Origin of the sequence: Cellulomonas marina, assembly GCF_900111925.1 — a bacterium.
GTDB lineage: Bacteria > Actinomycetota > Actinomycetes > Actinomycetales > Cellulomonadaceae > Cellulomonas > Cellulomonas marina.
Window position 1 is genome coordinate 134785 of sequence record NZ_FOKA01000002.1, and the last position, 12015, is coordinate 146799.

Here is a 12015-nt window from a genome sequence, read left to right on the forward strand (position 1 = left end):
TCTAGCGTGGACGCGAGCCGGACCGTCCCGGGCCCGGCCGGAGGGAGACCACCGTGACGCAGGCACAGGGTGGGCAGGCCGAGCAGGCCGCGCAGGAGCCCACGACGACGGGGCGGTACGCCGAGCGGCAGCGCGCCGCAGCCGCCGAGCTGCACAAGACCGGCACGCCGGACTATGACCCGCGCAGCCACGAGCGTGCCGTCGAGGCCACGCGCAAGGCGCAGGACGCGGCGCGCCGCGGCGAGGTCGAGCCGGGGGACTGACGGCAGGACCGACGGCACGACCGTGGTCCGGGTCCGGCCCGGGCGCCCCGACGACGGGGTCGCCCGGGCCGGACGGTCCCGGCGTGTCCGAGACGAGGGGCGACCCCGACGCCCGTCGTCATGTATCTTGACGTCGAGATAATTGGGTCCCGCCGGACCCCTAGGCTGAGCCGGGGGCGCCGGCGACCCGCTGGACCGGCACGGGGACGTCCGCGAGACGTCCCGTCGTAGCGAAGGAGCACCACGTGAGCAGTGTCGACAGCTTCGGCTCGAAGGGAACCCTGACGGTGGGGGACGCCTCCTACGAGGTGTACCGGCTGTCGGCCGTGCCGGGCGTGGAGCGCCTGCCCTACAGCCTCAAGGTCCTCGCCGAGAACCTGCTGCGGACCGAGGACGGCGCCAACATCACCGCCGAGCACGTGCGCGCGCTCGCCGCATGGGACCCGGCGGCCGAGCCGGACACGGAGATCCAGTTCACGCCGGCCCGCGTCGTCATGCAGGACTTCACGGGCGTGCCCTGCGTCGTCGACCTCGCCACGATGCGTGAGGCGGTCGCGGACCTGGGCGGTGACCCGGCGCGGATCAACCCGCTGGCCCCGGCCGAGCTCGTCATCGACCACTCCGTGCAGATCGACGTCGCCGGGCGCGCCGACGCCTTCGAGCGCAACGTCGAGCTCGAGTACGAGCGCAACGTCGAGCGCTACCAGTTCCTGCGCTGGGGCCAGACGGCGTTCGACGACTTCAAGGTCGTGCCGCCGGGCACCGGCATCGTCCACCAGGTCAACATCGAGTACCTGGCCCGCACGGTGATGACGCGTGAGGTCGACACGCAGGACGGCACCGTCGTGCGCGCGTACCCGGACACCTGCGTCGGCACCGACTCGCACACGACGATGGTCAACGGCCTCGGCGTGCTGGGCTGGGGCGTCGGCGGCATCGAGGCCGAGGCCGCCATGCTGGGCCAGCCCGTCTCGATGCTCATCCCGCGCGTCGTCGGGTTCAAGCTCTCGGGCCAGATCCCCTCGGGCGTGACGGCGACGGACGTGGTGCTGACCATCACGCAGATGCTGCGCAAGCACGGGGTCGTCGGGAAGTTCGTCGAGTTCTACGGCGACGGCGTCGCGGCGGTGCCGCTGGCCAACCGCGCCACCATCGGCAACATGAGCCCGGAGTTCGGCTCGACCTGCGCGATCTTCCCCATCGACGACGTCACGCTGGACTACCTGCGCCTCACGGGGCGCGACGACGAGCGGGTCGCCCTCGTGGAGGCCTACGCCAAGGAGCAGGGCCTCTGGCACGACCCGTCGGCGGCCGGCTACGTCGAGCCGGTGTTCTCGGAGTACCTCGAGCTGGACCTGTCGACGGTCGTGCCGTCGATCGCCGGCCCGAAGCGCCCCCAGGACCGCATCGAGCTGTCGGCGGCGCGCGAGGCGTTCGCGTCCGCGATCCTCGACTACGTCGGCGACGACGAGGCCGCGCCGTTCCGCGGGCTCGACGAGTCCGTCGAGGAGACCTTCCCGGCCTCCGACCCGATCGCCGCCGGCGCGCACGCCGACGCCTCCGCCGCCCCGGTCGAGGCCGGCCACGGCGACGTCGACCGCCGCCCGCACAAGCGCGTCCCGGTGACGCTGGCCGACGGCACGACGACCGAGCTGGACCACGGCGCCGTCGTCATCGCCTCCATCACCTCGTGCACCAACACGTCGAACCCCTCGGTCATGCTGGCCGCGGGCCTGCTGGCCAAGAACGCGGTCGACAAGGGCCTCGTCGCCCAGCCGTGGGTGAAGACGTCGATGGCGCCGGGCTCGAAGGTCGTCACGGACTACTACGAGCGGGCCGGGCTGTGGCCCTACCTCGAGAAGCTCGGCTTCCACCTCGTCGGCTACGGCTGCGCCACCTGCATCGGCAACTCGGGCCCGCTGCCCGAGGAGGTCTCGGCGGTCGTCAACGAGCAGGACCTCGCCGTGGTGTCCGTGCTGTCGGGCAACCGCAACTTCGAGGGGCGCATCAACCCCGACGTGAAGATGAACTACCTCGCCTCCCCGCCGCTGGTCATCGCCTACGCGCTGGCGGGGACGATGGACTTCGACTTCGAGGCCCAGCCCCTGGGCACGACGACGGACGGCGAGCCCGTCTTCCTGCGCGACATCTGGCCGTCCGCGGCGGAGGTGCAGGCGACGATCGACCAGGCCATCCGCCGCGACATGTTCACGAACGACTACGCGGACGTCTTCGCGGGTGACGAGCGCTGGCAGGGCCTGCCCACGCCCGAGGGCGCGACCTTCGCGTGGGACGCGGAGTCCACGTACGTCCGCAAGCCCCCGTACTTCGACGGCATGACCGCCACGCCGGCGCCCGTCACCGACATCACGGGCGCCCGCGTCCTGGCCAAGCTCGGGGACTCGGTGACCACCGACCACATCAGCCCGGCCGGCAGCATCAAGCCCGACAGCCCCGCGGGGCAGTACCTGTCCGAGCACGGCGTGCCGCGCAAGGACTTCAACTCCTACGGCTCGCGCCGCGGCAACCACGAGGTGATGATCCGCGGCACCTTCGCCAACATCCGGCTGCGCAACCAGCTCGTGCCGGGCGTGGAGGGCGGGTACACGAAGAACCTCCTCACGGGTGAGCAGACGTCGATCTACGACGCCTCGGTCGCCTACCAGGCGGCGGGCGTGCCCCTCGTCGTGCTCGGCGGCAAGGAGTACGGCTCGGGCTCCTCGCGGGACTGGGCGGCCAAGGGCACCAGCCTGCTGGGGGTCAAGGCCGTCGTCGCGGAGAGCTTCGAGCGCATCCACCGCTCCAACCTCATCGGGATGGGCGTGCTGCCGCTGCAGTTCCCCGCCGGGGAGTCGGCCGCCTCGCTCGGCCTGGACGGGACGGAGACGTTCGACATCGCCGGCGTCACCGCGCTCAACGAGGGCACGACGCCGCGCACGCTGCCCGTGACCGCGACGAAGGAGGACGGCTCGGTCGTCACCTTCGACGCCGTCCTGCGCATCGACACCCCCGGCGAGGCGGACTACTACCGCAACGGCGGCATCCTGCAGTACGTGCTCCGCTCGCTCGTGGCCGCCTGACGCCTGCGACGCCTGACGACGGCGGTCGGTCCCCGCGGGGCCGGCCGCCGTTGCCGTCCCGCCGCCGGAGCCGTCGCTCCGCCGCGCGCGCGAGGGCCGCGTGCGGCGCAGGATGGACGGATGCCCACCACCAGCGCCGGGATCCTGCTGCACCGCCGGCGCTCCGGCGTGCTCGAGGTGCTCGTCGCGCACATGGGCGGGCCGATGTGGCGCCGCCGGCAGGAGCGCGCCTGGACCGCGCCCAAGGGGGAGATCGAGCCGGGGGAGGACGCCGAGACGGCGGCGCGGCGGGAGTTCACCGAGGAGCTCGGCCTGCCCGTGCCGGACGTGCCCCTGCACGACCTCGGGGCGTTCCGCTACCGCTCGGGCAAGGTGGTCGTGCTCCTCACCGGCGAGGCCGACCTCGACGTCACGACGATCGTCCCGGGCAGGACGACCATCGAGTGGCCGCCGCGGTCCGGACGGCGTCTCGAGGTGCCGGAGGTCGACGAGGCGCGGTGGGTGGACGCGGGCACCGCGCGGCGGCTGCTCGTCGCCGGGCAGGCGCCCGCCGTCGACGCGCTGGAGGCGGCCGTCGGGGCCTGACTCCGCCCCGTGCCGGGCCCTGTGCGGGCTCGGCGTCGCCCGGCCCCCGCGTCAGTCCTCGCGCGCCAGCTCCCCGACGGCCGCGTCGCCGTCCCGCGCGAGGTCGGGGTGCTGGTCCGGATGGGCGGCGAGCACGGGGGCCAGCGCCGCCGCCCACGCCCGCGCGCGTCGCCACGTGGCGGCCGCGTCGGCCGGCGGGACCCCCGCCGTCGCGCCCACCGCGTCCGTGCGGGCGCGGAACGCCACCCGGCCGGGGGCGTCGAAGGTCAACCAGGCGGTGGCGAGGTCGGAGGCCGGGTCCCCGGCGGTGACGTCGCCGAAGTCGAGCAGCCCCGCCAGCCGCCCGCCGTCGACCAGCAGGTTCGCCGGGTGCAGGTCGCCGTGGAGCCACACCGGAGGACCGGTCCACGGGTCGGCGGCCAGGCCGTCGTCCCAGGCGGCGACGAGGACGCGGCGCCGGCGGGCCGGCAGCGCGTCGAGGCGCGCGCGCACGGACTCGTCCCGGTCGGCCAGAGGGACCCCGCGGTAGGGGTTGGGCGGCGCGTCGGCCGGGGCGGGGACGTGCAGCGCCGCCAGCGCGTCCGCCAGCGCCTCCGCCCAGGACGCGCGCCCGGCCCGCGGGGTCGCCGCCGCGGCGGTGCCGGGCAGCCACGGCACGACGCTCCAGGGCCAGGGGAAGCCGGCGCCCGGCGCGCCGACGCGGACGGGCACGGGAGCGGGGACGGGCAGCCGCGTCGCGAGCCGCGGCAGCCACCGCTGCTCGTGCACGACGAGGGGGGCGGACGCGGCCCGGACGGGCAGCCGGACGACGAGGTCGTCGCCCAGACGCCACAGCGCGTTGTCCCAGCCCGTGCCGAGGGGGCGCAGCGGGAGACCGGCGAGGTCGGGGTGCTGCTGCTCGAGCAGCCGCCGCACGAGCGGCGCGTCGACGACGACCTCGTGCAGCGGGTGCGGTGGAGGCGGGTAGGGCGCGGTCACGGGTGCACGACCCGGTCGGGCGACCAGGGCAGGGTCCAGCCCAGGGCGTCGAACATGCCGTCGAGGACCAGGGCGGTGAAGCCCCAGACGAGCACGTCGCCGACCGTGAAGGCGGGACCGGTCCACACGCCGCCCGGCGTCCGGTGGCGCGTCACCGCGCGGTGCGCCGGGTCGAGGAGGTCCGCCACGGGCACGCGGAAGACGTCGACGGTCTCCGCGTGGTCGACCGCGGCGACGTCCGAGGGCCGGGTCCACCAGGCGGGCACCGGCGTCACCACGTGCCGGCTGATCGGCACCGGCAGCGGCGCGAGCTCGCCGAGGACGTCCACCCCCGAAGGGTCCAGGCCCACCTCCTCGGCGGCCTCGCGCAGGGCGGCGGCGCCGGCGGAGGCGTCCCCGGGCTCGAGGCGGCCGCCGGGGAAGGCGACCTGGCCGGCGTGGTGGCCGAGGGTCGCGGCGCGGCGCTGCAGGAGCACGTCGAGGTCGCCTGCGACGGGCGCCGGGGCGTCGCGGTCCGCGGGCACGCCGTCCAGCACGCCGAACAGGACGAGGACGGCGGCCGGCCGCGCGTCGGGCCCGGCCCCGCCCCGGGCGGCGGCGGGCCGCCACTCCAGACCGTCGCGGCACAGCGCCTCGAGGTCGGCCCGTGCCCCGGCGGGGGTGCCGCCGCCGGACCCGGGGGACAGGCCCGCCGCACCCCCCGGCACGTTCAGCCCTGCGCCCGTGCGCGCGTCCGGACCGCGTCAGCCCAGGCGCCCAGCCCGGCGACGGCGGCCGGGACGAGGTCCGGCAGGTGCCGAGCGCCGTCACCCCGCACGCCGTCGCGGACCTCGTCGTCGAGCAGGCCACCCATGTCGGGGACGCCCAGCCAGAGGTCGAGCATCGACGGCTCGACCTCGAGGTGGAACTGCAGCCCCACGGCGCTGCCGGCGCGGAACGCCTGGACCGGGGTGGCCGGGGTGGACGCCAGCAGGGTCGCGCCCGGCGGCAGGTCGACCGCGTCGTCGTGCCAGTGCAGGACGATCGGGCGCGGGCCGAGCGGCGCGAGCACCGGGTCGTCGGCGACCACGTCCACGGGGGCGAAGCCGATCTCCGTCCCGTGCCGGCGGTGCAGGCGCGCGCCGAGGGCCAGCGCGAGGACCTGCATGCCGAGGCACACGCCGAGCACGGGCACGTCCGCCTCGACCGCCGCGGCGACGAGGCGCCGCTCGGCGGCCAGCCCCGGGTGGTTGCGCTCGTCGTCGGCGTCCACGGCCCCGCCCATCACGACGAGGCCGCCGAGGTCCGCCACGGACGGCAGGCGCGGCTCGGCGACGTCGAGCACGGTCCGCACGCCGTAGGGGATGCCGTCGAGGGCACGGCTGATCATGCCCGGGCCCTCGTGCGGGGCGTGCGTGAGGACGAGGACGGGTCGCACCACGGCCGTCACCACCCGTCGGGGAGGGGCCGGCCCTCGTCGTACCCGGCGGCGGACTGCACGCCCACGACCGCCCGCGCGTGGAGCTCCTCGAGCGAGCTCGCGCCGACGTAGGTGGCCGCCGAGCGCACGCCGGACGTGATGTGGTCGACGAGGTCCTCGACCCCGGGGCGCCGCGGGTCCAGGTACATGCGCGAGGAGGAGATGCCCTCCTCGTACAGCGCCTTGCGCGCCCGCTCGAACGCCGAGCCGCCGCGCGTGCGCGCCGCGACGGCCCGCGCGGAGGCCATCCCGAACGACTCCTTGTAGAGGCGGCCGGTGCCGTCCTCGTGCAGGTCGCCGGGGGACTCGTAGGTCCCCGCGAACCAGGAGCCCACCATGACCTGCGAGGCGCCGGCGGCCAGCGCGAGCGCGACGTCGCGCGGGTGGCGGACGCCGCCGTCGGCCCACACGTGGGCGCCGAGCTCGCGGGCGCGGGCGGCGCACTCCAGCACGGCGGAGAACTGCGGCCGGCCGACCGCGGTCATCATGCGCGTGGTGCACATGGCGCCGGGCCCGACGCCGACCTTGACGATGTCCGCCCCCGCGGCGACGAGGTCCTCCACGCCGGCGGCCGTGACGACGTTGCCGGCCACGACGGGCACGTGCGGGGACAGCGAGCGCACGGCCGCCAGCGCCTCGAGCGTCTTGCGCTGGTGCCCGTGGGCGGTGTCGACGACGAGCGTGTCGACGCCCGCCTCGAGCAGCCCGGCGGCCTTGGCGCGCACGTCGCCGTTGATGCCGACCGCCGCGGCCACGCGCAGGCGTCCGCGGTCGTCGACGGCCGGGGCGTAGATGGACGAGCGCAAGGCGCCCGTGCGCGTCAGGACCCCGACCAGCAGGCCGTCGCGCACGACGGGGGAGAACCGCCGGCGGGACGCGTGCAGCCGCTCGAACGCCGCCTCGAGGCCGTGCACGCCGCCCGTCTCGACGACGTCGAGGTCGACCGTCGTCGGGTCCGCGGTCATGACCTCCGCGACCTGGGTGAACCGGTCCACGTCGCCGCAGTCGGCCTCGGTGACGACGCCGACGGGCCGCCCGTCCGCCACCACGACCGCGGCGCCGTGCGCGCGCTTGCCGATGAGCGTCAGCGCGGTGTGCACGGTGTCGGTCGGGTGCACGACGACCGCGGTCTCGACGACGGTGTGCCGGCTCTTCACGGACGCGACCACCTCGGCGACGACGTCCGTCGGGACGTCCTGCGGCAGGACGGCCATGCCGCCGCGCCGCGCGACGGTCTCCGCCATGCGGCGGCCGGCGACGGCGGTCATGTTCGCGACGACCAGCGGGATCGTCGTCCCCGTGCCGTCTCCCGTGGCGAGGTCGACGTCGAAGCGGGAGGTGATGTCCGACCGCGACGGGACGAGGAAGACGTCGCCGTAGGTCAGGTCGGAGGTGGGCTCGTGCCCGGGCAGGAAGCGCATGAGGGGATCCCCTTTCCGAGGCATGGTACGGGAGCGTGCGCGGGGGCGGACGGGCGTCCCAGGGCGGTCCGGCGGGGCGGACGCTACGGTCCGAGCGTGCTCGCCGCGCTCACCGGGGTGGGGCTGTCCGCCGCCGCCGGTCTCAACGCCTGGATCCCCGTGCTCGTCGTCGCGCTGCTCGCGCGCTTCACGGACCTGCTCGTGCTGCCCGCCGGGTGGGCGTGGCTCGAGAGCGGGTGGGCCATCGGGGCGACGGCGGTCCTGCTGCTCGTCGACGTCGTCGTCGACAAGGTGCCGGCCGTCGACTCGGTCAACGACGTGCTGCAGACGTTCGTGCGTCCCGCGACCGCCGGCCTGACGGTGGCGGCGACGACCGCCGCGGCGGACCTCGAGCGCTCGACGTGGGTGACGCAGCGGCCGTGGGTGCCGGTGCTCGCCGGCGTGGTCCTCGCCGGGGTCGTGCACCTGGGCAAGGCGACCCTGCGCCCGGTGGCGAACGCCGGCACCGGCGGCCTCGCGGCGCCCGTGCTCTCCACGGCCGAGGACGGGCTGGCCTTCACGCTGAGCGTCGCGGCGGTCCTGCTGCCGGTGCTGGTCCTGCTGCTGCTCGTGCTGGGCGTGTGGGGCTTCGTCGTGCTGCGCCGCCGCCGGGGTCGACGCCCGGCGGCGGCGGGGCTCACTCCTTCACGGCCCCCGCGCTGGCGTTCATGATCCGGCGCTGGAAGACGAAGAAGAGCACGGCGACGGGGATCGTCATGATGGCGGCCGCCCCGAGCTTCAGCGGGTAGAGGTTCCCCTGCCCGAGGCCGCCGGACGCGAGCTGCGCGACGCCCTTTGTGAGGTTGACGAGCTGCGGGTCCTGCGAGGCCACGATGAAGTGCGACAGCTCGTTCCACGACCCCTGGAACGAGAGGATGACGATGGTGACCAGCGCCGGCGTCGCCATCGGCAGGACGACCGACCACCACAGCCGGAGGGTGGACGCGCCGTCGATGCGCGCGGCCTCCTCGACGCTCGGCGGGATCGACTCGAAGAAGTTCTTCATGATGAAGATCCCCGCCGCGTCCGCGACGAGCGGGACGATGAGGCCGGCGAACGAGTTGTAGATCCCGAGCTGGTTGATGACCAGGAACTTGGGGATGAGCAGCACGACGTTCGGCACGGCCATGACGGCGACGAGACCCGCGAAGACCAGCCCGCGCCCGCGGAACCGCAGCCGGGCCAGCGCGTACCCCGCCAGGGAGTCGACGAGCACCCGCCCGGCGGTGACGGCCACGGCGACGACGACGGAGTTGCGGAACCACAGCGGGAAGTCCGACCGGGTGAACAGCTGCTGGTAGGCGGCGGTCGTCCAGGTCTGCGGCACGAGGGACAGGCCGCTGCCCGAGGCGTCGGCGTCCGTCTTGAACGACGTCGCCACCTGGATGAGGAACGGGTACACGTACACCACGGCCAGCACGACGACCGCGACGTAGACGAGGACCGCGCCGGGCCGCACCGGTCGCCGGCGGCGGCTGCCGGTGTGCGCGGCGGTGGGGGCGGGGCCGGCGCCGGTCGCGCGGGGGGTGACGGCAGCCGTGCTCATCGTCCGACCTCCGGGTCCAGGGTGACGGCGGCCTCGCCGGCACGCGGCGGCACGACGCAGCGGGCGGTGGGACCGGTGCCGCGCCCGACGGCCCCACCCGGCGGCACGGGGCGGTCCGGGGGCCCGTCGGGGTAGAAGCGCCGGCGGCGCGGGACGTCCCGCTCCCGCAGGACGACGCGCTGCACGAGCGTGAGCAGGACGATGATGGCGAAGAGGATGAACGCGATCGCCGCGCCGCGGGGGAAGTCGTTGTTGGCGAAGGCGGCGTTGTAGGACAGGTACGCGGGGGTGAGCGTCGTCTTGGCGGGGCCGCCCTGCGTGCCGGTGTAGATCTGGTCGAACACCTGCCAGGTCCCGATGAGGCCGAGCGTCACGACGGTGAACACCGTCGGACGCAGCATCGGCAGGGTCACCAGCCGGAACCGCTGCCACGCCGTGGTGCCGTCCATCATCGCGGCCTCCTCCACGTCGCCGGAGATCTGCTGCAGCGCCGCGAGGAAGAGCAGCATGAACGTCCCCGACGTGGTGAAGATGGCCATGAGGATGAAGGCGCTCATCGCGATGCTCGGCCCGGACAGCCAGTCCCACCACGTCACGCCCAGCAGCGACGACCCGGTGAGGGCTGCCGGCCCGGAGTCCACGCCGAGCGCGCCGAGCACCACGTGCAGCACCCCGCGCGGGTCCTGGAACCAGTTCGGCCCGTTGACGCCGAACCAGGACAGCAGGCCGTTGACGGCCCCGGACGCGGAGAAGAGGAAGAGCCAGAGCACGGTGATGGCCACCGAGCTCGTCACGCTGGGGAAGTAGAAGGCGGTGCGGAACAGGCCGCGCCCGCGCAGGTACCTGCGGTTGACCAGCACCGCGAGCCCCAGCGACAGCGTCGTCTGCAGCGGCACGACGAGCAGCACGTAGTAGAGGTTGTTGCGCAGGGAGGTGCCGAAGTCCTTCGTCGCCAGGCCCGAGCCCGCCAGGAGCTCGGAGTAGTTCTGCCCGCCGACGAAGCCGACGCCCGACGCGAACGGGCTGCCGCGCCCGGTCCAGTCGGAGACGCTCACCCACGCCGCCATGAGCACGGGCACGACGAGGAACAGGCCGAGCAGGACGAGCATGGGGGAGATGAACAGCCAGCCGGCGGCGGCCTCCGCCCCGCGGGCGCCCGAGCCGCGGCGGCGGCGGGGTATGCGCTCTGCGGATCCGGGGCGCGGTGCGGTGCCGGCGGCCCGTGCCTGCGACGTCGTCGTCACGACGGCCCTCCTGGTCTGGGGGTCGGTGCGGGTGGGGGGTGGGACGGCGGGGGCGGGCGGCCCGGCGGTGGTGACCGCCGGGCCACCCGGGACGGCCCTGGGTCAGGACGCGTTCTCGTCGAGCACGGCCTGCAGGTTCTGCTGCACCGAGCCGAGGATCCCGGCCGGGTCGCCGTCCTCCAGGCCCTCGAGCTGGGCGTTGAAGTCCGTGATGACGTCCGAGGCGCCCTGGGCGTTGACGACGTTCTGCGCGAAGTCGGCGGAGTCGATGAACGCGGTGTAGTCCGGGTACAGCTCGCGCCAGCCGTCGGCGGCGGACTGCACGGCCGGCATGACGCCGAAGGCCTCGGAGAACGCGAGCTGCTGGTCGGCGGCCGTGAGGTGGTCGACGAGGTCGATCGCCGCCTCCTGGTTCGCCGAGTCCGCGGCGATGCCCCAGCAGTTGGTGAACTGCAGGGTGCCCTGGCCCCCGGGGCCGGCCGGGAGCGGCACGGCCGTCCACGCCACGTCGGGGTAGTCGTTGGCCATCGCGCCGCTGATCCAGTTGCCCTCGATCGTCATCGCGGCCTTGTCGGTGCCGAACGCCTCGCCACCCCAGCCCGTGCCGAGGTCGGCGGCGTAGGCGGCGCTCCCCGACTGCAGCAGCCCCTGCACGTAGGTCAGGCCCTCGACGTTCTCGGGGCTGTCGACCTCCGCCGTGGTGCCGTCGTCGGAGACCATCTGCCCGCCGGCCTGCGCGAGGAACGCGCCGACCCGGGCGTACTCGCCGGAGAAGCCGAGGCCGACCCGGCCGTCCGTCGTCAGCCTCTGGGCGACCGAGGTCAGGCCGTCCCAGTCCGTCGGGATGTCCGCGTCGGTGAGGCCGGCGGCCGCCCAGTCGTCGGTGTCGATGATGAGCGCGAGCGTCGAGAAGTCCTTCGGCGCGCAGTAGAGCTGGTCCTCGTACGTGAACTGCTCCACGAGCGAGGGGTAGAAGTCGTCCACCGCCGAGAGCTGGTCGCCGTAGGGGAGCAGGGAGCCGTTGGCGGCGTAGCCCTGGAAGGCGTCGGCGCTGACGTAGAAGACGTCGGCGGGGCTGCCGGAGGCGAAGCCCTGGCTGAGCTCCTGCGCGAGGTCGGAGGCGACGGTGACCTCGGCCTCGACACCGGACTCCTCCGACCAGGCGGCCACGGCGGCGTCGACCGCGTCGGTCTCGGCGTCGCCGGAGGAGCCGATGAGGACCTGCAGCGACCCGTCGCCGGAGGACGTGCCGCCCCCGGCGCCGGCGCTCGAGCCGCCGTCGGCGGTGTCCTCGAATCCGGAGCCGCCGGAGCACGCGGCGAGCAGCAGGGCCGCCCCGGCGCCGGCGGCGAGCAGGGGGAGGGCGCGACGGGCACGGGTACGGGGGGTGGGGGACATGG

11 protein-coding genes are annotated in these 12015 nt (G+C 74.9%); 4 read left to right on the forward strand and 7 right to left on the reverse strand.

Translation table 11 applies throughout. The annotated features are described in order from the left end of the window. The first annotated feature begins 53 nt into the window (after positions 1-53). The 3 genes from BM048_RS03155 to BM048_RS03165 all read left to right on the forward strand — a co-directional run bounded on the left by BM048_RS03155 (position 54) and on the right by BM048_RS03165 (position 3928). Positions 54-263: a hypothetical protein gene (locus tag BM048_RS03155; RefSeq protein WP_090030766.1), complete on the forward strand. Its 210-nt coding sequence runs from the start codon at positions 54-56 to the stop codon at positions 261-263. A 245-nt stretch (positions 264-508) separates the two neighbouring features. Continuing rightward, positions 509-3343, forward strand: coding sequence for an aconitate hydratase (locus tag BM048_RS03160; protein WP_090030768.1), 2835 nt, complete (start codon positions 509-511; stop codon positions 3341-3343). A 120-nt stretch (positions 3344-3463) separates the two neighbouring features. Then, the gene (locus tag BM048_RS03165; protein ID WP_090030770.1) at positions 3464-3928 is read left to right on the forward strand and encodes an NUDIX hydrolase; all 465 of its coding nucleotides are present in this window, start codon (positions 3464-3466) and stop codon (positions 3926-3928) included. Between the two features lie 51 nt (positions 3929-3979). On the opposite strand, the gene BM048_RS03170 is transcribed toward BM048_RS03165, so the two are convergent. From BM048_RS03170 to BM048_RS03185, 4 genes are read right to left on the reverse strand one after another with little or no spacing between them, the layout of a single operon-like run. Then, positions 3980-4906, reverse strand: a complete 927-nt coding sequence (locus tag BM048_RS03170) for an aminoglycoside phosphotransferase family protein (protein ID WP_090030772.1) — start codon at positions 4904-4906, stop codon at positions 3980-3982. Continuing rightward, positions 4903-5613: an NUDIX hydrolase gene (locus tag BM048_RS03175; RefSeq protein WP_373308456.1), complete on the reverse strand. Its 711-nt coding sequence runs from the start codon at positions 5611-5613 to the stop codon at positions 4903-4905. Before BM048_RS03175 ends, BM048_RS03170 begins: the two co-directional genes overlap by 4 nt. 2 nt (positions 5614-5615) lie before the next feature. Beyond that, complete coding sequence (locus tag BM048_RS03180; protein WP_239078947.1) at positions 5616-6326, reverse strand: type 1 glutamine amidotransferase; 711 nt, start codon at positions 6324-6326, stop codon at positions 5616-5618. Between the two features lie 5 nt (positions 6327-6331). Next, positions 6332-7786, reverse strand: coding sequence for a GuaB1 family IMP dehydrogenase-related protein (locus BM048_RS03185; protein ID WP_090030774.1), 1455 nt, complete (start codon positions 7784-7786; stop codon positions 6332-6334). 96 nt (positions 7787-7882) lie between these two features. On the opposite strand from BM048_RS03185, the gene BM048_RS03190 reads away from it, so the two are divergent. Further along, positions 7883-8497: a DUF4126 domain-containing protein gene (locus BM048_RS03190; protein WP_090030776.1), complete on the forward strand. Its 615-nt coding sequence runs from the start codon at positions 7883-7885 to the stop codon at positions 8495-8497. Here BM048_RS03190 and BM048_RS03195 read toward each other — a convergent pair. The 3 genes from BM048_RS03195 to BM048_RS03205 all read right to left on the reverse strand — a co-directional run bounded on the left by BM048_RS03195 (position 8463) and on the right by BM048_RS03205 (position 12013). Further along, positions 8463-9371: a carbohydrate ABC transporter permease gene (locus BM048_RS03195; protein WP_090030778.1), complete on the reverse strand. Its 909-nt coding sequence runs from the start codon at positions 9369-9371 to the stop codon at positions 8463-8465. The two genes, BM048_RS03190 and BM048_RS03195, sit on opposite strands and share 35 nt — an antisense overlap. Continuing rightward, the gene (locus BM048_RS03200; protein ID WP_373308457.1) at positions 9368-10615 is read right to left on the reverse strand and encodes a carbohydrate ABC transporter permease; all 1248 of its coding nucleotides are present in this window, start codon (positions 10613-10615) and stop codon (positions 9368-9370) included. Before BM048_RS03200 ends, BM048_RS03195 begins: the two co-directional genes overlap by 4 nt. A 102-nt stretch (positions 10616-10717) precedes the next feature. Beyond that, a complete protein-coding gene (locus BM048_RS03205; protein ID WP_090030780.1) occupies positions 10718-12013 on the reverse strand; it encodes an extracellular solute-binding protein in 1296 nt (431 codons plus the stop codon). Positions 12014-12015 lie beyond the last annotated feature (2 nt).